This is a genomic window from Rhizobium sp. BT03, from assembly GCF_030053155.1.
GTDB lineage: Bacteria > Pseudomonadota > Alphaproteobacteria > Rhizobiales > Rhizobiaceae > Rhizobium.
In genome coordinates, this window is record NZ_CP125644.1 from 274970 (window position 1) to 296795 (window position 21826).

Genomic DNA, 21826 nt, shown 5'->3' on the forward strand with positions numbered 1-21826 from the left:
GCGTTGCGCCCCTCAGGCGTCCAGCCAGACGCGGGTTGCGACATAGCCGTTCGACATGTCGTTGCCGATGTCGTGGACATAACCCTTCACCTGCTTGGTGGAGGCGTTCACGAAGTCGTTGAACATCGGCAGGATCACCCCGCCCTCGTCGCGCACCATCATCGCCATGGCGCGGTACAGGTCCTTGCGCTTGGCCTCGTCAAGCTCGGACCGGGCCTGCAGCAGCAGCTTGTCGAAATCGGGCCGCTTGAACTTGGTGTCGTTCCAATCCGCCGTCGAGAGATAGGCGGTGGAATACATCTGGTCCTGCGTCGGGCGGCCGCCCCAGTAGGAGGTCGAGAAGGGCTGGACGTTCCAGACGTTGGTCCAGTAGCCGTCGCCCGGCTCGCGCTTGACCTCGATCTCGATCCCGGCCTTCTTGCAGCTTTCCTGATAGAGCACGGCCGCGTCGACGCCGCCGGGGAAGGCGACTTCTGAGGTGCGCAGAAGAACCGAACCGCTATGGCCCGATTTCTTGTAGTGGAAGGCGGCCTTGTCGGGATCGTAGACACGCTGCTCGATGCCTTCGGGGAACAGCGCATAGGTGCTGTTGATCGGGAAGTCGTTGCCGACCTTGCCGTAACCGCCGAGGATCTTCTGCACCATGGTTTCGCGGTCCATGGCGTATTTCAGCGCCAGCCGCAGGTCGTTATTATCGAACGGCGCCTTGTCGCAGTGCATGATGAAGACGTAATGGCCGCGGCCGGCGGTCGAGAGGATCTCGACATTGGGGGCGCGCTTCAGCAGGTTGACGGTCTTCGGATCGACGCGGTTGATGTAATGCACCTGGCCGGACGAGAGCGCCGCGATGCGGGCGGTGGCATCGTTCATGCCGATGACTTCGATCGAATCGACATAACCCCGGTCGCTGCGCCAATCGTCCTTGTTCTTTTCGAAGGTGGCGCGCACGCCGGCTTCGAAGCTCGTCAGCTTGTAGGGACCGGTACCGATCGAAGCGAGCGGATCGTCGACGCCGCCATTCGGCTGAATGACCAGATGATAATCGGAGAGCAGCAGCGGCATGTCGGCATTGCCTTCGCTGAGCGTCAGCACTAAGTTGCCGCCGTCGGCCTTGATCTCCTTGATCGAGCCGAGGACACCAAGCGCGCCGGATTCCGACTTCTTATCGGTGTGGCGCTTCAGCGTCGCAACCACATCGTCGATCGTCAGCTCCTTGCCGTCGTGGAACTTGACGCCCTTGCGGATCTTGAAGGTCCAGGTCACCGCGTCTTTCGAGGGCTCCCAGGATTCGGCGAGCGCCGGTACGGCGGCACCGGTCAGCGGGTCGGATTCGACCAGCATGTCACCCCAGCAGCGACCGATGCAGAACATGAACTGCGACAGGAATTTCGCCGGGTCCTTGGAATCGGTGGCGGCACCGCCTTCGAGGCCGAGCTTCAGGTGACCGCCGCGCTTCGGTTCGGCGGCTTCGGCGCTTTCGGTGAAGAGCTTGTCGGCGACGGCAAGCGTGATGCCGGCCGCCATGGCGCGTCCCATGAATTCGCGGCGGCTGAGCCCGCCCGCGGTGACGCGGCTTGCGAGATATTTCGTATAATCGTTCATTCCCCAGTTCCTTCTTTATGGTGCGTTGACAGAGAACTTCCGGGCAGATCCGCAGGCGGTTTCCTCTCCACCTCCGATGCCCGCATCATGCGGGAAACATTGCGGTTGCAGCCGCCTCCTTATTGTCCTTTCCAAATGGGGTTGCGCTTCTCGGCGAAGGCGCGGGCGCCTTCCAATTGGTCTTCGCTCGAATAGAGCTTGTCGACCGTCGCAAACTGCCGCTTGGTGATCTTGTTCATGGCAGTCTGGAACGTCGAACCCTCTGCTTCGCGCACGATTTCCTTGATGGCCGCATAGACGAGCGGCGGGCCGCTTGCGAGCAGGCGGGCAAGCTCCCAGGCTCTCTCCATCAGCCTGTCGGCCGGCAGCACTTCGTTGACGAAGCCCCAGCGATGCGCCTCGTGAACGTCGAGCCAGCGTCCTGTTAAAAGCATGTCCATGGCAATGTGATAGGGGATGCGCTTCGGCAGCTTGATCGACGCCGCATCGGCAACCGTGCCCGAGCGGATTTCCGGCAGGGCGAAAGTGGCATGCTCGGCGGCGATGATCAGGTCGGCCGAAAGCGCGATCTCCAGTCCGCCGCCGCAACAGATGCCGTTGACCGCACAAATGACCGGCCTGTTGAGGTCGCGCAGCTCCTGCAGCCCGCCGAAGCCGCCGACACCGTAATCGCCGTCGACCGCATCACCTGATGCAGCCGCTTTGAGGTCCCATCCGGCACAAAAGAACTTCTCGCCGGCACCCGTCACGATGGCGACACGCAATTCGGGATCGTCGCGGAAATCCCGGAAGATCAATCCCAGGGCACGGCTGGTCGCAAGGTCGATGGCATTCGCCTTCGGCCGGTCGATGATAACCTCGAGCACCCCGCCCTCATCTCGTGTGCGAATGTGGTCGCTCAACCTATGCTACCTCCTCCGTCGTATGAGGGCATCGACTGCGGCAACACCGCGCCCTTCGGGAAGAACCATCAATGGATTAATGTCCAGTTCCTCCAGGCGTGCCGCGTTCTTTACGACATAATCTGCCGCTGCTGCGATAGCGGCGACCGCGGCGTCGAGATCGCCTTTCGGTCGCCCGCGATAGCCATAGATCAATTTTGCCAGTTTGAGGCGCAAAATCGCCGTCTGAATCTCGGCTTTCGTCGCCGGGAGCGGCAGGATGACGGAATCCTCGAGCAATTCGACAAAGATTCCGCCGGCTCCCACGGTGAGCGACAATCCGAAAACGGGGTCGCGAATGGCGCCGATTATGAGCTCGGCGACCGGCGGATCGATCATCTTCTCGACGAGGTAACCGGCATTCGACGCCATTTTCGCCGCCGCGTTCGAGACGGCCTGCCTATCCCTGAGGTTGAGCGCCACTGCGCCGGCTTCGGTCTTGTGTGCAATGCCGAGCCCCTTCAGCACGACAGGGAAGCCGAGCCGTTCGGCCCGCTCGGCGGCTTCAAGCGGAGAAAAAGCCTGCAGCCCCCAGGGAACAGGGAGGCCGCAGGCAGCAAGCTCCGTCTTCGCATCGGCTTCCGTCAGTGTCTCGATCTCGCCGTCCAAGGGCGGCACGTCGAGCAGCGGCGGGGGAGGCGGGGCTTGCCAAGCTTGGCCGATGCCGGCTGCGACCTCAGCCGCAATGACGGCTTCATCGATGCCCGAGAAGGCGACGATGCCATTGGCCATCAGCCGGTCGGCGACAGGTTCGGGCATATTCTCCGGAAGCGTCGCGAGAAGGCCGGCCAGCGCACCGGTGGCAGAGGCAGCTGTGATGACCGCATCCGCCGTCATCGCCCATTCGGACGCATCGCAACGGTCGCCTCGCGGGAAGTCGAGGACGACGAGATTGAGGGCATAACCGCCTTCGAACATGGCGCTGAAGGCTTCGGTCTGGCGGACGAAATCACCCCAGACGAAAGTGTGGTAGTCGAGCGGATTGGAGAGCGTCACCATCTCGCCCAGCGCCCGCCGCAGACGCGGCAATTGCTGCGGCTGCAGCCCAGGGAATTCGACATTGCGGCCGACGGCGGCATCCGCCATCAGCGAAGCTTCGCCGCCGGAGCAACTCATCGACGAGATCGCGCGGCTTGGGAGGGGGCCGGCGACATGCAGCAGCTTCAGGGTTTCCAGCAATGCCGGCAGGCTTTGGACACGACCGATGCCGAGGCGGGCAAGCACGGCATCCGCCACCGCATCGCTGCCCGAAAGCGAAGCGGTATGCGACACCGCCGCCTGTTTTGCCTGCTCCGACCTGCCGACCTTCAGCACGACCACAGGCTTCTTCGACCGGCGGGCAATGGCGGCAAGGCGTTCGACGGCAGAAAGATCGCCGAAACCTTCGACATGAAGTCCGACCGCCGTGACGCGCGGATCGTCGATCAATGCGCAGGCGACATCGGCAAGCGATGTCTGCGCCTGGTTACCGGCCGTGACCACATAGGCGATCGGCAGCCCGCGGGTCTGCATGGTCAGGTTGATCGCGATATTTGATGACTGCGTAAGGATCGCGACGCCGCGTTCGACGCGCTTCATGCCGTGCTGGTCGGGCCAGAGAAGTGCGCCATCGAGGCTGTTGATGAGCCCGTAGCAATTCGGCCCGAGGATCGGCATGTCGCCGGCCGCCTCGACAAGAGCCTGCTGCAGCTCGGCGCCATCGGCAAGCTCCGCAGTCGCCTCGCTGAAGCCCGACGCATAACAGACCGCCCCGCCGGCACCGGCACGCGAAAGGCCGCGAACGATGTCGACGGTGAGCGTTCGGTTGACGCCGACAAAGGCCGCGTCCGGTGCGGCGGGCAGATCGGTGAGGGAGCGATAACAGGGCCGCCCGAGCACCTCGTCCAATTTTGGATGAACAGGCCAGATCTCGCCGGCAAAGCCCATTCGGTCGCATTGCTCCATCACCCGGCGCGCCTCGCGGCCGCCGAAGACGGCGATCGTTTGCGGTCTGAGCAGGCGGGCGAGCGGGCTGGATGTCATCGGCTCATGCTCCCAGCGGCCGGAGCAGGTCGCGGCTGATGATATGCCGCTGGATTTCCGAGGTGCCATCCCAGATGCGCTCGACGCGCGCATCGCGCCAGAAGCGGGCGAGCGGCAAGTCATCCATGAGACCCATGCCGCCGAAGATCTGGATCGCTTCATCCGTCACGCGAGCCAGCATTTCGGAGGCATAGAGCTTGGCCGAAGCGATCTGACGGTCGGCGGCAAGGCCGGCGTCGAGCCGCCAGGCGGCTGCAAGCGTCAGCCAATCAGCGGCGTCGATCTCGGTGATCATATCGGCAAGCTTGAAGGAGACGCCCTGATTGGCGCCGATCGGCCTGCCGAACTGCTTGCGCTCGGCGGCATAGGGCAGGGCCATCTCGAAGACGCGGCGTGCCCGGCCGACGCAGGTGGCGGCGACGGTCAATCGCGTGCCGTAGAGCCACTGATTGGCGATATCGAAGCCGCGATGCACCTCGCCCAGCACCTGGGCTTCGGGGATCCGGCAATCGGTAAAACTCAGGGTGCAATTGTGGTAGCCCCTGTGCGAAACGGAATCATAGCCTTTCAGGATCTCGAAGCCCGGCGTGCCGCGATCGACGAGGAAGGCGGTGATCTTCTTCTTGATGCCCTTCGGCGTTTCCTCTTCGCCCGTCGCGGCAAAGACGATGACGAAATCAGCGACATCGGCATGGGAGATGAAATGTTTCGTGCCGTTGAGCACGAAGTCGCCGCCGTCGCGGCGGGCAGCACACTTCATGCCGCGCATGTCGGAGCCGGCGTCCGGCTCGGTAATGGCGAGCGCGTCGATCTTCTCGCCGCGCACTGCCGGCAGGAGGTAACGCTCGCGCTGCTCGCCCTCGCAGGCCATCAGAATGCCGGAGGGCCGGCCGAAGAAGACAGTCAGGCCGAGCGAGCCACGTCCGAGCTCCCGTTCGACCAGCGTGAAGGTGAGGTGATCGAGGCCGGCGCCGCCGATCTCCTCGGGGAAATTGCAGGCATAGAAGCCGAGATCGATGCATTTGCGTTGGATTTGGCGGCCGAGCTCCGGCGGAACGATGCCGGTCCGCTCGACCTCGTTCTCGTGCGGATAGATCTCGGTCTCGACGAAGGCGCGAACCGTCTCGACGATCATTTCCTGTTCTTGGGCGAGACCGAAATCCATGCCGATTCCCCTATCGTTTCTGACCGACGTAACGGCCGGCGCCTTCAGGCAGCGCCAACGCCGCATGGGCACTCGCGATCGCCTTCACCCTGTCGAGCACGGCGGCCGGCGCCGGGGTGGCCTTACCCGCCTTGCTGTCGACATGCAGCAGCATCTGCTCGGCGGTCGCGAGGGGCTCGCCCGTTGCCGTATCGTGCAGCGTGTGAAAGACGTGCAGCCGCTTCTCGTCGACATCAAGGATCCGGCAGGTCGAATGGATCGCCTGTCCGAGTTTCGCCTCGCCGAGATGGCGGATATGGGTCTCCACCGTGTAGTAGCTGTGCCCCGCCTCGACATAGGCGAGATCGACGCCGATCAGGCGTAGCAGCGCATCCGACGTATCGCCGAAAACCTGCAGATAGCGGTGCTCGGTCATATGGCCGTTATAGTCGACCCAGGCAGGACTCACTTTCGCTTCGACAAGCCGCAGCGGTTTCGAAGGATCGGCGGTCATGGTCTCGCCGCCACCCTTCGCCCAGAGCGATTGCTCGAAGTCCTTGAGCAGCTTGCCGGCGCCCCAGCCCTTGCCGCCATGACCGCCCTTCAGCGCCTGCAGGATACCGACGAGATTTTCGTCGCGGATGCGTTCGAGTTCGCGGATCGACAAGCCGGCCGCCTGCTCGTCGGATTGCCGGCCGATCTTTTCAATCAGCGCATCGTCGAGATCGACGACATCGGTAAGCTTGGTCCAGGGCCAGGCAAGACAGGGGCCGAACTGGGCGAGGAAATGACGCATGCCGGCCTCGCCGCCGGCGATGCGGTAGGTCTGGAACAGACCCATCTGCGCCCAGCGCAGGCCGAAGGAATAGCGGATGACGTCGTCGAGCGTCTCGACGGTGCAGATATCGTCATGGATGAGCCAGAGAGCCTCGCGCCAGAGCGCTTCGAGCAGCCGGTCGCCGACGAAGGCCTCGATCTCCTTGGCGATGTGGACGCCCTTCATGCCGATCGGCGCCAGTCTTTCCATCGCCGCCTGAATGGTCGCCGCCGAGGTCTTTGCGCCGCCGACGATTTCGACGAGCGGCAGCAGATAGACGGGATTGTAGGGATGGGCGACGAAGAGCCGTTCGGGATGCGTCATGTCGCGCTGCAGATCGGTCGGCAGCAGGCCCGACGTGGACGAGCCGATCAGCGCGTCCGGGCGGGCCGCGGCGTCGATCTCGGTCAGCACGCGGCGCTTGAGGTCGAGCCTTTCCGGCACGCTTTCCTGGATCCAGTCGGCATCGGCGACGGCTTCCGCCAGCGTCGGGCAGAAGCGAAGCCTGCCTGGCGGCGGCAGCGGTGCGCCGGTCAGCATGGCGTAAGCTTTTTCGGCATTGGCGATCACTTCGCCGACGATGCGGCCTGCTTCCGGATGCGGGTCGAACACATCGACGTCGATGCCGGCGAGCAGGAAGCGGGCGATCCATCCGCCGCCGATGACGCCGCCGCCGATACAGGCCGCCTTGCTGATCTTGGTCATGATATCCTCAGCGTTTCGTCAGCTTCAGCTTCTTGCGCACATCTTCCGGTCCGATGATCCGCGCCCCCATGCCTTCCACCACCTGCACCGCCTTTTCGACGAGTTGCGCATTGGTGGCGAGCTGGCCCTTGCCGACGAAGAGGTTGTCCTCAAGGCCGACGCGCACATTGCCGCCGGCCAGAACCGCGGCTGCCGGATAGGCCATGGCGTTGCGGCCGATCGAAAAAGCCGAGAAGGTCCAGCTCTGAGGCACGTTGTTGACCATCGCCATGAAGGTGTTGAGATCGTCGGGCGCCCCCCACGGAATGCCCATGCAGAGCTGAATCAGCACCGGATCTTCGATCAGGCCCTCTTCGGCGAGCTGCTTGGCGAACCAGAGATGGCCGGTGTCGAAGGCTTCGATCTCCGGCCGCACGCCGAGATCCGTCATCTTCTTCGCCATCGCCCGCAGCATCGCCGGCGTATTGGTCATGACATAGTCGCCGAGATTGAAGTTCATCGTGCCGCAGTCGAGCGTGCAGATCTCCGGCAGGCATTCGGCGACATGGCTGACGCGCTCGCTGGCGCCGGCCATATCCGTGCCTCTCGGATTGAGGGGAAGGGGACTTTCGACATCGCCGAAGATCAGATCCCCGCCCATGCCGGCCGTGAGATTGAGGACAACGTCGATGTCAGCCGAGCGGATGCGCTCGGTGACCTCCCTGTAGAGATCGTTGCGACGGCTGGCGGCCCCCGTTTCCGGATCACGGACATGGCAGTGAACAACAGCCGCCCCAGCCTTGGCGGCGTCGATCGCGGAATCCGCGATCTGCTTGGGAGTGATGGGAACGTGGCTGGATTTGGAGACCGTATCGCCGGCGCCGGTGACAGCGCAGGTGATGAAGACATCGCGGTTCATCGCTAGAGGCATGTTTTTATTCTCCCCGTCTTGTCAGGCATTACGCGACAGGATCAGCGGCAATGCTTTGCATTTTCGGAGGTCATCGATACATTATCGGAAACCTTGGGAGGTGGCCTTGCTGCAGCGATCGACGGAACGGCTCGATATCGACCTTCTCGTCCTGCCGGATACCAACCTGATCCTGATCGCATCGGTCATTGAGCCGCTGCGCGGCGCCAACCGCATCGCCGGCAGCGAGCTCTATCGCTGGCGGCTGCTGACGCCGGACGGCGCGCCGGTCCCGACCACCAGCCACATCGCCATCCCGGCCGAGGGCATCTTCCGGGCGACGACCGAGGACAAGCCGCTCTTCGTGCTGGCGAGTTACAACTGGCACCGCAGCGCGACGCCGGCACTCAAGATGCAGCTTTCCCAGGCCGCCCGCTACCGCAGGATCATTGCCGGCATCGAGTCGGGCACATGGCTGCTGGCCGAAGCAAGCCTGCTCGACGGGCTGCGGGCGACGGTCCACTGGGAGGATTACGAGGATTTTGCCCTGGCCTATCCTGAGGTCGGGGCCGTCAAGGACCGGTTCGTCATCGACGGCAAGCGGCTGACGACATCAGGATCGCTGCCGACCGTCGACCTGATGCTGGAGGTGATCCGGCAGCGGCAAGGTTATTCGCTGGCGCTCGAAGTCAGCCGGCTGTTCCGTTACGAGCAGCCTTCCTTCCATGTCGACGAACCGCTGTCCGCAGCCTCGGCAGGCCTACGCATGCACGATCCTCGTGTCACCCAGGCGGTGCGGCTGATGGAAGAGCATATCGAGCAGCCTCTGGTGTTGGCCCGGCTCGCCCGCAGGGTGGGCATCAGCGCCCGGCATCTACAGGATCTTTTCCAGCAGAGCATCGGCGCGCCGCCGCATGTGCATTATCTCGCGCTCCGCCTGAACGCGGCGCGCCGCAAGGTGATCGAGACGACAGGCTCCTTTGCCGACATCGCCGCGGCGACCGGCTTCAATTCGGCCTCGGCCTTTGCAAGAAGCTACCGGGCGGGTTTCTCCGAGAGCCCATCGGAGACGAGGCGGCGGCTGCGCCGCCGCATCACCCTATCACAGGCGCCGCCATAGGCTGGAAGGCTTCGCGCACCATCTCGGCAAGCACCCGGACGGCTTCGCTGGAGCGATAGGTGCTCCGTCGAAGCACGACCTTCGAGGAATCGACCGGCGGAAAACCGTCTTCGGCGGTCAGCTCCCGGCAGCCGGGCGGGATGCTGCTGCGGGAAAGCGTGGTGACGGCAAGGCCTGCGGTCACGGCATTCTTCAGCCCCGAGCCGGTATCGGCGATGAAGGCGATCCGGTAGTTGCGGCCGATCTGCTCCAGCGAGCGGAGTGCAAAATCACGTGACCAGGTGGAGTTGCGATAGGTCGCAACGGGCAGCGGATCGATGTCATGCAGCCGATGGACCATCGACGTGACCCAGACTGTCGGATCAATGCAGAGAACCTCGCCCTTGTTCTGATCGCTCCAGTCGAAAACGACGGCGAGATCGAGTTCGTCCCGTTCCAGGGCGGCAAGGTTGCGGACCGTATAGTCGCAGGACACCGTGACCTCGACCGCCGGATGCCGCACCGCGAAAGCCGCGAGCGCTGCCGGCAGCACCGTCTGGCTGTACTCCTCGGGAATTCCGATACGCACAGGCCCGTCGAGCGGTTTGCTGCGGATCGTCACGGCAGCCTCGTTCAAGAGATCGATGACTCTACGGGCATAAGGGACGAGCTGTATGCCCTGGCGGGTGAGCAGCACGCCGCGGGCGCCGCGCTCGAAAAGCATTTCGCCGATCGCCTCCTCGAGCCTCTTGATCTGGGTGCTGACGGCCGATTGCGTCCGCCCGATGCGCTGGGCAGCCGCGGAGAAATTCAAGGTTTCGGCGACAACCAGAAAGGTTCGCAGCAGGTCGCTCTCGATCGGTTCATGCATGACATAGCCATAGAAAAAATCGATGATAGCCATCTCTACTATTCGTTTGTCTAATGTCAATTCCGGGCGCAGAAATGAACCGCGTTCGACTTCCTTCTTTGAGACCATCTGCGTGACCATTGAAAATCCGACCACGCGCCTCGCAGGCAGCGAGCACGAGAAGGGTGTGCTTCTCATCGTTGCCGCGACGCTCGCCTGGAGTGCGAGCGGCGTTTATTCGCGGCTGCTCACGACCGACGTATGGACGGCGATCGCCTGGCGGTCGCTGTTCGGAGGCCTGTTCCTGCTGATCCCCTGCCTTTTCCTCGAAGGGGGCATCTCGCGGCGGCAATGGCGTTCCGTCTTCCATCCCAGCGGCCTTGCGATGATCGCATGCCAGACCCTCAGTCAGGGATGTTTCATCGGGGCGCTCTACATGACCACCGTCGCCAATGTGACGATGATCTATGCGACGACGCCCTTCATCGCGGCTCTGTTCGGCTGGCTCATCCTCAGAGAGAGGGTCGCCAGGCGGACGATGATTGCCGGCGCCGTGTCCCTCTTCGGCGTCGGCGTCATCGTCGCCTCGTCGATCGGCGGCGGCACCGGCTGGGGTGATCTCTTGGCGCTCGGCATGACCGCCTCCTTCGCGCTCGTCATCATCATTCCGCGCGTCAGCCCCGGCGTGCCGAGCCTGCCGCCGACCGTCGTCAGCGCTTTCCTGACGCTCGTCATCTTCGCGCCCTTCGGTTCGGTCGGCTCGCTCGACCTGCACAACTGGATCGTGCTTGCCGCCTTCGGCGCCACCAATTTCTCGCTGGCGCTGGTGCTCTTCCTCGCCGGAGCGAAGCGAATGCCGCCAGCCGAAGCCGCGCTGATCGGCACGATGGAAATCGTGCTGACGCCCTTCTGGGTCTGGCTGCTGTTTTCGGAACAGCCGCCCGTCGCCACCTATTTCGGCGGCGCGATCATCCTCGGCGCGGTGTTCTGGCACACGGCGGTCGACTTCACCAGGGGCCGGCGGAGTTACGACGGCTAACCACGCCGCCCGATTGCCGTGGCGGTCGTTTCCATGTGGCCTTGTTTCATGTGGCCTGGGCCTCAATCAGCCGAAGAACGCACGGAGCTGAGCGAAAAACCCGCTTGGTTTGGGATCTGCCATCTTTCGCACCCGGCGAGCGACCGTGGCCGCGCTGACGCGTTCACCAAAATGACAGAAGCAGACAAGCTCGTGCAATTGCCCGTCGCTGAGCTCGAAGAATCGCTTGGCCTCTCCATAGCTATCATCTTCCATTCCTGCCGCCCGCAGAATGGGATCAGCGAACGCGACGGAGATCGGGGTGTCGTCATCCCGCATGGCAATCCGATCTTCGATCGGCTGATATTCTGTTTCGTGAAGCGTCTTGAGAAACGGTCTGGGGCTGCGTTCGAGACTTTCGGCCCACCGTTCAATCCGTTCGCGCCGCGTTAATTCAAGGCGCTTGCAGGTCGTGCTGACCTTCGCAATCGTTTTCAACTGCTCCAGTGCATACTGTTCCATTTCGGCCTCCTATCTCTGAGAAAAATAGATGGTCCGCTCCCGGAAATAGCGTGGCTCAGGTCGCAGCCGATGTCCAATCACGATTGGAAACGGCATCTGCCGCTGGTCGAACAATGCGATCGCGGCGCGACAACCGGCGCATGAACCCTACATTGCTCAATGTATTTGATCGGAGGCCTGCATCAAATCTTCTCTACCGATCCGGAAAACCGCCCTATTCCGGGGATCAACTCATACCTGCCGGCGGCATGCTATCGGAGTTTTCCGACTGTCGTCTTTGAGTTGCACCCATGTCGTTTTTTTGGGCGCTGTTTTCCGCCGGGCATGGTTTTCTTACGGTGTTCAAGGCGCTGGTCACTGGCGACAGAACCGTTGGAAGGCCGACCGAAGATTCCAAGATGAATCGAAAGGAGGTTCTGGAGCCCGGAAACCAGCTCTTTGCGCAGCAAATCGGCGGATTGCGGCGGCGATGACGAGCGGAACGACAGGCCGGACCTATCGTCTCCACTCTTCCCCTCCATCCAATCTGCCCCCGCCTATTTGCGAAATTCGAATATCGCCCGATGCGGCGTTGTGAATACCGGGTTGCAGAGGAGGCAGGCCGGAGGAAAAGTTGCCATCGATTGCATCGGTTGCAGATCGAGGCATTCAACGAATGGGAGGAATCCATGAGCAAGAATAGAGGCGTCGTTTATTTGAGGCCGGGCAAGGTCGAAGTTCGCGACATCGACGACCCGAAGCTGGAAGCACCCGACGGCCGCCGCATCGAGCACGGCGTCATCCTGAAGGTGATCTCGACCAATATCTGCGGCTCCGACCAGCACATGGTCCGCGGCCGCACGACCGCAATGCCGGGCCTGGTCCTCGGTCATGAAATCACCGGCGAGGTCATCGAGAAAGGCGTCGACGTCGAGATGCTCGACATCGGCGATATCGTCTCGGTGCCGTTCAATGTCGCCTGCGGCCGTTGCCGCTGCTGCAAGTCCCAGGATACCGGCGTCTGCCTGACGGTGAACCCGGCTCGCGCCGGCGGCGCTTACGGCTATGTCGACATGGGCGGCTGGATCGGCGGACAGGCGCGCTACGTCACCATTCCCTATGCCGATTTCAACCTGCTCAAAATCCCCGATCGGGACAAGGCGATGGCGAAGATCCGCGATCTCACCATGCTCTCCGACATTCTGCCCACCGGCTTCCATGGCGCGGTGCGCGCCGGCGTCGGGGTCGGATCGACCGTCTACGTCGCAGGCGCCGGTCCCGTCGGCCTTGCGGCTGCGGCTTCGGCACGCATCCTCGGCGCCGCTGTCGTCATGATCGGTGACTTCAACAAGGACCGCCTGGCGCATGCGGCAAAAGTCGGCTTCGAACCGATCGATCTCTCCAAGAGCGACCGTCTCGGCGACATGATCGCCCAAGTCGTCGGCAGCAACGAAGTGGACAGCGCCATCGACGCGGTCGGCTTCGAAGCGCGCGGCCATTCGGGCGGCGAACAGCCGGCGATCGTGCTCAATCAGATGATGGAGATCACCCGCGCCGCAGGTTCGATCGGCATTCCCGGCCTTTACGTCACCGAGGATCCTGGTGCCGTCGACAACGCCGCCAAACACGGCAATCTGTCGCTCCGCTTCGGCCTCGGCTGGGCCAAGGCGCAGTCCTTCCACACCGGCCAGACGCCGGTGCTCAAGTACAATCGTCAACTGATGCAGGCGATCCTGCACGACCGGCTGCCGATTGCCGATATCGTCAACGCCAAGGTCATCCCGCTCGACGAAGCGGCCGCAGGCTATGAAAGCTTCGACCACGGAGCGGCGACGAAATTCGTCCTCGATCCGCACGGCGAGGTAGCGAAAGCCGCCTAACGCCAAGGACTGAAGACCAAACTTGCAGCGCCGCGCATCTTTTCAGACGCGCGGCGCTGCAGCATTTTCGAAAGAATCTGTCGGCAAAACTACTCGATGCTGAACGGGAAATATTTTGCGTTGATCATGTCATAGGTCCCGTCCGCCTTGATGGTCTTCAATGCGTCGTTCAAGCGCGTAAGGCGTTCCTTGTCATCCAGGCGCAGCGCGATGCCGGCACCTTCACCGAAATATGTGACGTCGACCAGATCCGGTCCTTTGAACTCGCAGCAGGTTCCCGCCTTCGTATTGGCGATCCAGTCGTAAATGGCGAGTTTGTCCTCCAGGATGATATCGACGCTGCCGTCCGACAATCCCTTGTACAATTCAGGCGAAGACCGGAAGACCTTCTTCTTCATCTCCGGATAGAGATGGTTGGCGTAGGATTCCTGCGCCGTCGACGACGTCACCCCGAGGATTTTGCCGCTGAGGCCAGCGGGACTGATATCGCTGATCGGCGAATCTTTCCGGGCTATGAACACCGACGGGCTGTTGTAGTATTTCTCCGTAAAGGCAACCTTTTGCCGCCGCTCGAGGCTCATCGACATGGACGAGATGATCGCGTCGTATTTATCGGCAACGAGATTGGGGATGATATCGTCCCATTTCTCCATGATGAACTGGCATTCGAACTTGCCGACTTCGCAAAGCGCATTGGCGATATCGATATCGAAACCCTGAAGCTTGTTGTTGGCATCGAGATAGTTGAAGGGCGGAAATGCGCCTTCGACGGCAATTCGCATCGGCATCGGATCTTGCGCGGCCGCCGGGAAGGGCGAGGCCGCGGCCAAGAAGATACCCAGCCCGCCCGCCATCAGCGCCCCGCGCACCATAGTCTGAAAGGATATGCGCAGCATCGTCGGGAGCTCCTTGGGGCGTGTTCGATCTCGCCCATACTGCGCCGTAGCTTTTAATTCTACGTGAACGCTTCTTTGGTAGCGTCGACGCATGCGCCCGCGTGGTGGTGTTCAGGGGTTTTGGCTTGCACATCGTTGTTCCTTCCAGCTCCAATACGTTTCAGCAATCCTGGATCGCCTCGGGAAGAATTCTCTTTCTGATCGCCGTCAGCGGGCTTGGAGCGATTGGACTCGTCGTTTTATCGGCGCTGTGGGCAGGAACCGAAAGCGATGCCGCCGCCCTTGATCGCCAGCGCCAGCTCGTGAATGCCCGGCTGCGGGAGCAGGTCGATCAGGTCGCGCATGTTATCGGCCAGTTCGGTAACGGCTATCTCACGCGCGTTTATCCTGCCGCCCGGTCAACCGGAGGCTCCTCCTCCAGTCTCGATGCAGTCCTGACGGCAGCAGCCGGCAGTGCGATCAGCCAGACCGCAATGTCGGCCTTCGGCTACGACCAGGCTTTCGTCGTCGACGAGAACGCCCAACCGCTCATGCTGGCGGACGCCCAGACGGAAAAGCGTTATCGCTGGATGAAGCCTCTGTTTTTGCCTCTCCTTCAGGATGCCCGCCTTGGGGTGAGACAAGGGTCGGCGTCCGAACGAACACCGTCCTCGATGGAAAGACGCCTTGCAAGCGCGGCCGGCTCCAACCGTGCGTTGGCCAATCTGATGCGGCTGGAAGGCCGCCCGACGATCGTCGGCGTCGTCGCCATCAACGACGCCGATCAGGGACGGCAGCAACCGATGCGGCAATTCCTGATCGTCGTTCGGTTTATCGATGGTGCTGCGCTCGACGAACTGAGCCGGCAACAGGGGCTCAACGGCGCGCGCTTCGCGCGCACCGCCGATGCCGACGAGAACGAGGTCGCGTTTCAGATCGACGCGACGGCAAACGGCGAACCGATCGGCTTCATCGTCTGGCGGCCCGATCTTCCAGGGTCGAGGGTCATCGGCCGCCTGATGCCGGCGCTCTCGATTGCCGCCCTGGTGATCGCGGTGCTGTTTTCGGTTCTGCTGGTGCGCCTGCGAAGCAGTCTCGGCGAATTAAAGAAAAGCGAGCTGCATGCACGCCAGCTTGCCTTGCATGACGTGCTGACCGACCTTCCCAACCGCGCCTTGTTCGCGATGCGGTTCGACGAGTGCCTGGCCGAGACCCGGAATTCGACCGAACGCTCGGCCGTCGCGCTTCTCGACCTCGACCGCTTCAAAGCCGTGAACGACACGTTCGGCCATGCGGCCGGCGATGAACTCATCAGGCTGGCTGCGGAGCGGATCCGCTCCATACTGCGTCCAGGCGACACCCTTGCCCGTCTCGGAGGCGACGAATTTGCGCTGCTTCTCCGGGACATCAAAGATTATGATCAAGTTTTGCCGGCAATCTGCGAAGCGATCGTTGCCGAACTTGGCAAGCCCTTCCCGCTTTTGCGCGGCGAGGCGGTCGCCCGCGTCGGCGGCTCGATCGGCGTGACCGTCGTGCCGGATGCCGGCCGGAATGCCGACGACATCATGCGCTATGCCGACGTCGCGCTCTACGAGGCAAAGATGGGCGGGAGAGGTCAATGGCGCGTCTATTCGCCGTCCATGGACGGCGGCAGAAACGCGCGCGACATTCTCAAGAACGAATTGCGCGAAGTTCTGGCCAAGGGCACGGCCTCCTCATCAGTTGGTCCACACCCGGATCTCGTTGCAAATAGGCCGGACTTCGGATCGCTGGAGGTCTATTACCAGACGGTGCACCGCGCCGAGGGCGGATATTCGGCCTCTGGCGCGGAGGCGCTGGTGCGCTGGCGTCACAGCCAGCGCGGTCTGTTGACGCCGGCAAGCTTCATCCCTGTCGCCGAGGAGGGCGGCCTCATCGACGCTCTCGGTTTCTGGGTGTTGCGCGAAGCCTGCCGAGCCGCCTGCAAATGGCCCGACGATACGTTTGTTGCCGTCAATGTGTCTCCCGCCCAGTTGCGGCGGCCGAATTTCGCCGAGGAAGTCTTCTCCGTACTTCAGGAGAGCGGGCTGCCGCCCTCCCGGCTTGAACTCGAGCTCACCGAATCCTCGCTGATCGAAGACAACTCCGACATCTATTCGGTGCTGAAGTCGCTGCGCAGCCGGGGTATCCAGATTTCGCTCGATGATTTCGGAACCGGCTTTTCATGCCTCAGCCACCTGATGCGCTTCGACATCGACCGCATCAAGATCGATCGATCCTTCGTCTCGCTGCTCGGCACAAAGGCCAACGGGGCAGCGATCATCGGCGCCATCGTCGCGCTCAGTCGCAACCTCGGCATCTCGACGACGGCGGAAGGGGTTGAAACCGAATATCAACGCGACTTTCTGGCCGCCCTCGGCTGCACCGACCTCCAGGGCTATTTCTTCTCCAAACCGGTTCCGCTTCGCGAACTCGACTGTTTCCGCAAACCTGAGACCGCCGCCGGATTGCTGACGATCGCTCCAGACGCCGTCGCCTGAAAAGGCTTCCGATCATCCGCCAGCCAAGGGAACTTTCGCCGCAGGCGATGGTTGAAGCCCGGAGAACGGAGGATGTGATGGGCGAGATCGGCGAGTGGCGGCACCTTTGCGTCGACATGCAGCGGATGTTTGCCGAAGACACGCCGTGGCATGTTCCCTGGATGGCGCGGGTCTCGCCGCAGATCGAGGAACTCGCCGGACGGCACCCGTCCCGAACGATCTTTACCCGCTTCCTGCCGCCCGATCATGCCGACGAGATGCCGGGGAAATGGCGGGATTATTACCGGAAATGGTGGATGATGACCGGCGAGCATCTTCCGCCCGACCTCGTCGATCTGGCCGCATCGCTGGCCTCTCTGGTTCCGCCGGCAAGGCACTTCGACAAACGCACCTATTCGCCCTGGATCGACGGCCGCCTCCATCCGATCCTTCAGTCGGAGCGGGTCGATACGCTGGTGATAACAGGCGGCGAAACCGATGTCTGCGTGCTTGCCACGACACTTGGCGCCATCGATCTCGGCTATCGTGTGATCGTGCTGAAGGACGCCGTCTGCAGCAGCGCCGACGACACCTATGACGCTTCGCTGGAGCTTCTGCACGATCGGTTTTCGGTGCAGCTCGAACTGATGGAGACTGAGGAATTTTTGCGGGGCGCTGGCTGAAGCAGCTCCCGTCAGCGCACTCCCAGTTCGCGATGCGACCGGCGGAGTTTTGCGGGCGTGACGTGATAGGTGCGCCTGAACCAGTTCACCAGATGGGCGCAATCGGTAAAGCCGCATTCATAGGCGATCTGGGCGATCGACCGATCGCTGTTGAGCACCATCCACTTTGCGGCTTTCAGGCGCATCTGACGCCAATATTCGCCGGGAGCGACGTGCAGATGCTTCTGGAAAAGCCGGGAAAGCTCCCGTTCCGACGTGCCGACGCTCGCCGCGATGTCGGCAAGCGAACAGAGCTCGTACATCTTCTGCCGCATCAGCCCGATCGCATTCGCCACGCGGCGGTCTCCGCACTTCATGCCGAGATCGGGCTCTTCGATCGCACCTTGCCTGTCGAAGCCGTGATCGCCGAGAAGATAGTGAAACGCCTTGTGCGCACGGGATTCCCCGCAGGCATTGGATACAAGATACATTGCGAGCTTGATCGAAGCCAATCCGCCGGGACAGGTGATGATATTTCCATCAACCACCACGGGCCGGTCGGTGACGGGCGTGATGTCAGGAAAGGTCTGGCGTAATAACCCCGCCAGCGTGAAATGGACGGCGCATTTCTTTCCGGCAAGCAGGCCTGCTTCGGCGAGCACGAAACTTCCCGAACAGTTGCCGGCCACCGGCACGCCTTTGCGCGCAGCATCGGTCACGAAGTCGTAGAGTTCCGGTGGGATCCTGTGGTCGGCGTGGAGTATGCCCCCGTGCACGACGATGAAGTCATAGTCGCGTGGATCGCCGTAGGCCCTGCCCGGCGTCAGTTCCAGGCCGCAGCTCGACCGTATCGGATCGGGAGTGTGCGACAACAGCTCCCAGTCGCAATAGATCCGCCGGCTGAAATCGCCTTCATCGCCCGCGAGCCGGAGAAAATCCGTGAAGCAGGCAAGCGGCATCAGCGTGAAGTTCGGTGTCGCGACGATCCCCACCCTGAGCGGAGAGGTGATGTCGGGCGCCGGCCTGCTCGGCCCCGATTGGGAGTAGTCGCGCTGCAAACGAAGGTCCTCCGGGCCATGGAAATTGTCCTAAACGTACAATACCGCGGCGGCCAAGACAAATACCATCGATTTGCGTTGGGAGGCGAGGCGCCGAAGCTCGGAAAACCGGCATTCCCTCCCGCCAAGCAGACATGCCAAAGCGCAAAAGGGGAACATGATGAAAAATCTTCTCGCAATTTCGACGGTCGCGTTGATCGCCGGCATCGCATCCGACGCCAGCGCCGCTTGCGGCACCGTCACCGTCGCCAACATGAACTGGCAAAGCGGTGAACTTCTCGCGCATGTCGATAAGTTCATCCTCGATCATGGTTTCGGCTGTCAGGTGGAGTTCGTGCCCGGCGATACCGTGCCGACGATCACCTCGATGGTGGAAAAGGGTCAGCCCGACATTGCCGGCGAAGCCTGGGTCGACCTCGTCCCTGAGATCGTCAAACGCGGCGTCGACGAGCACAGAATTGTAAATATCGGACCAGCTTTATCAGACGGCGGCATCCAGGGTTGGTATATACCGAAATTCATCGTCGACGCTCATCCCGAGATCAAGACGGTCGACGATGCCTTCGCGCATCCGGAGCTTTTCCCGGCGCCCGAGAACACGTCGAAGGGAGCGGTCTTCAACGGCCCGACAGGATCGGGCGGCTCGGTCGTCAGCGCCCAGCTTTTCAAAGCCTATGGCGGCGAGGCCAAGGACTTCGACCTCGTCGATCCCGGAACCCAGGCCGGTCTCGACGGCGCCATGGCGCGGGCCTATGAGCACAAGGAGGGCTGGATAGGCTATTACTGGTCGCCGACCGCCCTTCTTGGGAAATATTCCATGGTGCGTCTCGAAGCCGGCGTCCCGCATGATGCGGCGGAATGGAAGCGCTGCAACACCGTTGCCGATTGTCTCGATCCCAAGAAGAACGAGTGGCCGAAGGACCATGTCGTGACGCTTGTCTCACAGAAACTGTCGGAAAGCGGAAATGCCGGCGTGATAGAGTATCTCCGCAAGCGGTCATGGGACAATCAGACCGTCAGTTCGGTCATGTCGTGGATGACCGATACCCAGGCCGGCGGCGATGACGGCGCGGTGCACTTTTTCAAGCAGCACCCGGAGATCTGGAAGTCGTGGCTCAGCGCCGACGTGGCGGATAAAATCACCGCCGCTCTCTAAATTATCAAGCGCGCGGGCCGTCGAGGCCCGCGCATCCGCACAGCAGCGCGCAACCCGTCAGGATACCAGATGACGACCAGCTTCCCGAAGACCTTCTCCGAGATCACGCTTGCGGGCCACAGGCTGCGCAACAGGATCGTGTTCGGCGCCCATACGGCAAACATGTCGGTGAATGGACTGCCGGGCGACCAGACGATCGCCTATTACGTCGAGCGGGCGATCGGCGGGGCGGCGATGATCGTCGTCGAGCCGATGCCCGTCCACCCGGCCACCGTCCTGACGCGCGGCAATTTCCGGACATCGGACGACTCCGTCATCCCGGCATTCAAGACGCTGACCGAAAGCGTGAAAAAGCATGGGGCCGTCATCGTCCAGCAGCTCTATCATGTCGGCAGCCACGGGGATTCCGACCTTTCCTTTCATGCCCATTGGTCGCCTTCGGGCGGACCGAGCTACCACGACAGCGACGGCTCGCATGCAATGACGGAAGACGAGATCGAGGAGACCATCGAGGCCTTCGTCAAGGCGGCGCTACGCTGTCGGGCGGCAGGGTTCGACGGCGTCGAGGTCTGGGCCGCCTATGGCGGTCTGCTCGATCAGTTCTGGACACCTTTCTATAATCGCCGCGACGATCGCTGGGGCGGCAGTCTCGAAAACAGAACGAGATTCTCCAGGGAAATCCTCAGCCGCATCCGGCAGGCCTGCGGTCCAGGCTTCATCGTCGGGCTGACCGTCAGCGACGAGCCGGGCTGTCCGACCGCCTTGAATCGCGACCAGTTGACGGAGATCGTCGCCGGCTTGGACGACGAAGGTCTGATCGACTACGTGACCTGCGGCTCGGGCGGATATTTCGACTATGGCAGCCTGATGCCGACCTTTCTCTATCCCGAGCGATTGGGTGTCGAGCTGTCGGCGCGCCTGAAGCAGGTCGTCAGCCATGTACTGGTGACGGCGGAAAGCCATATCCGTACGCCGGAGAATGCGGAAATCACGCTCGGGGAGGGAGCGGCGGATCTGGTTTCGATCGTCCGCGGCCAGATCGCCGACCCGCATCTTGCCAATAAGGCGCGGTTGGGAACGCCCGAGGATATTAGGGGCTGTCTGTCCTGCAACCAGATGTGCTGGGGCCGCCGGTCGCGCGACTATTGGATCAGCTGTCTGATCAACCCTTCCGTCGGGCGCGAGGCCGAATGGGGCGGCGACCGGTTCGAACCCGTCGAAAATCCGCAGCTTGTGCTGGTCGTCGGAGGAGGGCCGGCCGGATTGGAAGCGGCGCGCGTGGCCGCCGAACGGGGTCATCGGGTTATCCTTGCGGAAGCCTCGGACCGGCTGGGCGGCGCCTTCCGGCTTGCCGGCGAGCAGCCCCGGCGGGCGCAGATACTGGACCTCATTTCCTGGTACGAAACCCGCTTCGAAAAACTCGGCGTCGAGGTTCGCTTCAATAGCTATATCGAGGGAAGCGACGTCGCCGATATCGGCGCCGACGCGGTGATCCTGGCGACCGGATCGCTGCCGCAGGAAACGGGCTTTCAGAAGGCCATGCCCGATCGCCCGTCGCTTGCCGGGATCGAGCAAGGAAACGTCTTCTCCGCCGAAAGCGTCATGGCCCGTCAGGCAAGGCTCGGCAAACGTGTTGTCGTGGTCGACGAAACCGGCGGCTGGAAGGGCTGCGGCACGGCCTGGAAGCTCGCCGAGCAGGGGCACGAAGTCGTGCTCGTCACACCCGACGCACTCATCGGAAAGGAACTGCAGCGCACCTCCGCCGACGTTCCACTGCGCCGGACGCTCAGCATGCTCGGCGTTCAATTCCGAACGGAGACCAGCATAGAGAGCTGGCAAGGCAATGCCGCAATCCTCGTCTCCCACCTGACCGGAAAGCGCGAGACGGTCGGCGCCGACAGCCTCGTCTTCTCCACTACCAATGTTGCGGCGAACTGGCTCGCTTTGGAGCTGGCCGAACTCGCTATCCCCTTCGTCGAGATCGGCGACGGCGTGGCGCCAAGGCAGGCTCCCTATGCCTTTTATGAGGGACGGCGCGCCGGCATGGCGATCGGAGAAGCAGAAGGCACGCGAAACGGCGCAACGGCGAAGATTTGCGCGGCATAGGCA

Annotated in this window: 18 protein-coding genes; 8 read left to right on the top strand and 10 right to left on the bottom strand. The window is 62.4% G+C overall.

The genetic code is table 11. The features are described from left to right. Positions 1 to 12: 12 nt before the first annotated feature. From QMO80_RS30850 to QMO80_RS30875, 6 genes are all read right to left on the bottom strand, one after another. Positions 13 to 1602, bottom strand: a complete 1590-nt coding sequence (locus QMO80_RS30850) for an ABC transporter substrate-binding protein (protein ID WP_283201355.1) — start codon at positions 1600 to 1602, stop codon at positions 13 to 15. Between the two features lie 119 nt (positions 1603 to 1721). Continuing rightward, positions 1722 to 2504 (bottom strand): carnitinyl-CoA dehydratase, encoded by a 783-nt coding sequence (locus QMO80_RS30855; RefSeq protein WP_283201356.1) that lies wholly within the window; start codon positions 2502 to 2504, stop codon positions 1722 to 1724. A gap of 6 nt (positions 2505 to 2510) precedes the next feature. Next, a complete protein-coding gene (locus tag QMO80_RS30860) occupies positions 2511 to 4565 on the bottom strand; it encodes an acetate--CoA ligase family protein (protein ID WP_283201357.1) in 2055 nt (684 codons plus the stop codon). A 4-nt stretch (positions 4566 to 4569) separates the two neighbouring features. After that, positions 4570 to 5730 carry an acyl-CoA dehydrogenase family protein gene (locus QMO80_RS30865; RefSeq protein WP_283201358.1) on the bottom strand — a complete coding sequence of 387 codons (1161 nt, stop codon included), beginning with the start codon at positions 5728 to 5730 and terminating at the stop codon, positions 4570 to 4572. Between the two features lie 10 nt (positions 5731 to 5740). Continuing rightward, on the bottom strand, positions 5741 to 7231 hold the full coding sequence (locus QMO80_RS30870; protein ID WP_283201359.1) for a carnitine 3-dehydrogenase: 1491 nt from the start codon (positions 7229 to 7231) through the stop codon (positions 5741 to 5743). 7 nt (positions 7232 to 7238) lie between these two features. Further along, on the bottom strand, positions 7239 to 8141 hold the full coding sequence (locus tag QMO80_RS30875) for a 3-keto-5-aminohexanoate cleavage protein (RefSeq protein WP_283201360.1): 903 nt from the start codon (positions 8139 to 8141) through the stop codon (positions 7239 to 7241). On the opposite strand from QMO80_RS30875, the gene QMO80_RS30880 reads away from it, so the two are divergent. Then, a complete protein-coding gene (locus tag QMO80_RS30880; protein WP_283201361.1) occupies positions 8140 to 9240 on the top strand; it encodes a GlxA family transcriptional regulator in 1101 nt (366 codons plus the stop codon). The genes QMO80_RS30875 and QMO80_RS30880 overlap by 2 nt on opposite strands. On the opposite strand, the gene QMO80_RS30885 is transcribed toward QMO80_RS30880, so the two are convergent. Then, the gene (locus QMO80_RS30885) at positions 9215 to 10090 is read right to left on the bottom strand and encodes a LysR substrate-binding domain-containing protein (RefSeq protein WP_283201542.1); all 876 of its coding nucleotides are present in this window, start codon (positions 10088 to 10090) and stop codon (positions 9215 to 9217) included. The genes QMO80_RS30880 and QMO80_RS30885 overlap by 26 nt on opposite strands. A gap of 112 nt (positions 10091 to 10202) precedes the next feature. Here QMO80_RS30885 and QMO80_RS30890 point away from each other — a divergent pair, with 112 nt between their 5' ends. Then, entirely contained in the window at positions 10203 to 11108 is a 906-nt protein-coding gene (locus QMO80_RS30890; RefSeq protein ID WP_283201362.1) for a DMT family transporter, read from the top strand. Positions 11109 to 11174: 66 nt separating this feature from the next. Here QMO80_RS30890 and QMO80_RS30895 read toward each other — a convergent pair whose 3' ends face one another. After that, entirely contained in the window at positions 11175 to 11609 is a 435-nt protein-coding gene (locus QMO80_RS30895) for a hypothetical protein (protein ID WP_283201363.1), read from the bottom strand. Positions 11610 to 11899: 290 nt separating this feature from the next. Between QMO80_RS30895 and QMO80_RS30900 the strand changes: the two genes are divergently transcribed. Both QMO80_RS30900 and fdhA read left to right on the top strand, forming a co-directional pair. Further along, positions 11900 to 12082 (top strand): hypothetical protein, encoded by a 183-nt coding sequence (locus QMO80_RS30900; protein ID WP_283201364.1) that lies wholly within the window; start codon positions 11900 to 11902, stop codon positions 12080 to 12082. A gap of 195 nt (positions 12083 to 12277) precedes the next feature. Beyond that, positions 12278 to 13468, top strand: coding sequence for a formaldehyde dehydrogenase, glutathione-independent (fdhA, locus tag QMO80_RS30905; RefSeq protein ID WP_283201365.1), 1191 nt, complete (start codon positions 12278 to 12280; stop codon positions 13466 to 13468). 89 nt (positions 13469 to 13557) lie between these two features. Here fdhA and QMO80_RS30910 read toward each other — a convergent pair whose 3' ends face one another. Beyond that, the gene (locus QMO80_RS30910) at positions 13558 to 14364 is read right to left on the bottom strand and encodes a transporter substrate-binding domain-containing protein (RefSeq protein ID WP_283201366.1); all 807 of its coding nucleotides are present in this window, start codon (positions 14362 to 14364) and stop codon (positions 13558 to 13560) included. A gap of 104 nt (positions 14365 to 14468) precedes the next feature. Here QMO80_RS30910 and QMO80_RS30915 point away from each other — a divergent pair, with 104 nt between their 5' ends. Both QMO80_RS30915 and QMO80_RS30920 read left to right on the top strand, forming a co-directional pair. Continuing rightward, positions 14469 to 16862 carry a bifunctional diguanylate cyclase/phosphodiesterase gene (locus tag QMO80_RS30915; RefSeq protein WP_283201543.1) on the top strand — a complete coding sequence of 798 codons (2394 nt, stop codon included), beginning with the start codon at positions 14469 to 14471 and terminating at the stop codon, positions 16860 to 16862. Positions 16863 to 16939: 77 nt separating this feature from the next. Beyond that, a complete protein-coding gene (locus QMO80_RS30920; protein WP_283201367.1) occupies positions 16940 to 17524 on the top strand; it encodes a cysteine hydrolase family protein in 585 nt (194 codons plus the stop codon). 11 nt (positions 17525 to 17535) lie between these two features. On the opposite strand, the gene QMO80_RS30925 is transcribed toward QMO80_RS30920, so the two are convergent. Beyond that, entirely contained in the window at positions 17536 to 18561 is a 1026-nt protein-coding gene (locus tag QMO80_RS30925; protein ID WP_283201368.1) for a GlxA family transcriptional regulator, read from the bottom strand. Between the two features lie 160 nt (positions 18562 to 18721). Here QMO80_RS30925 and QMO80_RS30930 point away from each other — a divergent pair, with 160 nt between their 5' ends. Next, on the top strand, positions 18722 to 19717 hold the full coding sequence (locus QMO80_RS30930) for a glycine betaine ABC transporter substrate-binding protein (protein WP_283201544.1): 996 nt from the start codon (positions 18722 to 18724) through the stop codon (positions 19715 to 19717). A 69-nt stretch (positions 19718 to 19786) separates the two neighbouring features. Further along, positions 19787 to 21823 (top strand): FAD-dependent oxidoreductase, encoded by a 2037-nt coding sequence (locus tag QMO80_RS30935; protein WP_283201369.1) that lies wholly within the window; start codon positions 19787 to 19789, stop codon positions 21821 to 21823. The last annotated feature ends 3 nt before the right edge of the window (positions 21824 to 21826 follow it).

Coding starts and splice junctions, on each gene's coding strand:
- QMO80_RS30865 (WP_283201358.1), bottom strand. CDS start 5,730: ATGGATTTCGGTCTCGCCCAAGAACAGGAAATGATCGTCGAGACGGTT.
- QMO80_RS30880 (WP_283201361.1), top strand. CDS start 8,140: ATGTTTTTATTCTCCCCGTCTTGTCAGGCATTACGCGACAGGATCAGC.
- QMO80_RS30895 (WP_283201363.1), bottom strand. CDS start 11,609: ATGGAACAGTATGCACTGGAGCAGTTGAAAACGATTGCGAAGGTCAGC.
- QMO80_RS30860 (WP_283201357.1), bottom strand. CDS start 4,565: ATGACATCCAGCCCGCTCGCCCGCCTGCTCAGACCGCAAACGATCGCC.
- QMO80_RS30935 (WP_283201369.1), top strand. CDS start 19,787: ATGACGACCAGCTTCCCGAAGACCTTCTCCGAGATCACGCTTGCGGGC.
- QMO80_RS30885 (WP_283201542.1), bottom strand. CDS start 10,090: ATGCATGAACCGATCGAGAGCGACCTGCTGCGAACCTTTCTGGTTGTC.
- QMO80_RS30900 (WP_283201364.1), top strand. CDS start 11,900: ATGTCGTTTTTTTGGGCGCTGTTTTCCGCCGGGCATGGTTTTCTTACG.
- fdhA (WP_283201365.1), top strand. CDS start 12,278: ATGAGCAAGAATAGAGGCGTCGTTTATTTGAGGCCGGGCAAGGTCGAA.
- QMO80_RS30850 (WP_283201355.1), bottom strand. CDS start 1,602: ATGAACGATTATACGAAATATCTCGCAAGCCGCGTCACCGCGGGCGGG.
- QMO80_RS30910 (WP_283201366.1), bottom strand. CDS start 14,364: ATGCTGCGCATATCCTTTCAGACTATGGTGCGCGGGGCGCTGATGGCG.
- QMO80_RS30875 (WP_283201360.1), bottom strand. CDS start 8,141: ATGCCTCTAGCGATGAACCGCGATGTCTTCATCACCTGCGCTGTCACC.
- QMO80_RS30920 (WP_283201367.1), top strand. CDS start 16,940: ATGGGCGAGATCGGCGAGTGGCGGCACCTTTGCGTCGACATGCAGCGG.
- QMO80_RS30930 (WP_283201544.1), top strand. CDS start 18,722: ATGAAAAATCTTCTCGCAATTTCGACGGTCGCGTTGATCGCCGGCATC.
- QMO80_RS30870 (WP_283201359.1), bottom strand. CDS start 7,231: ATGACCAAGATCAGCAAGGCGGCCTGTATCGGCGGCGGCGTCATCGGC.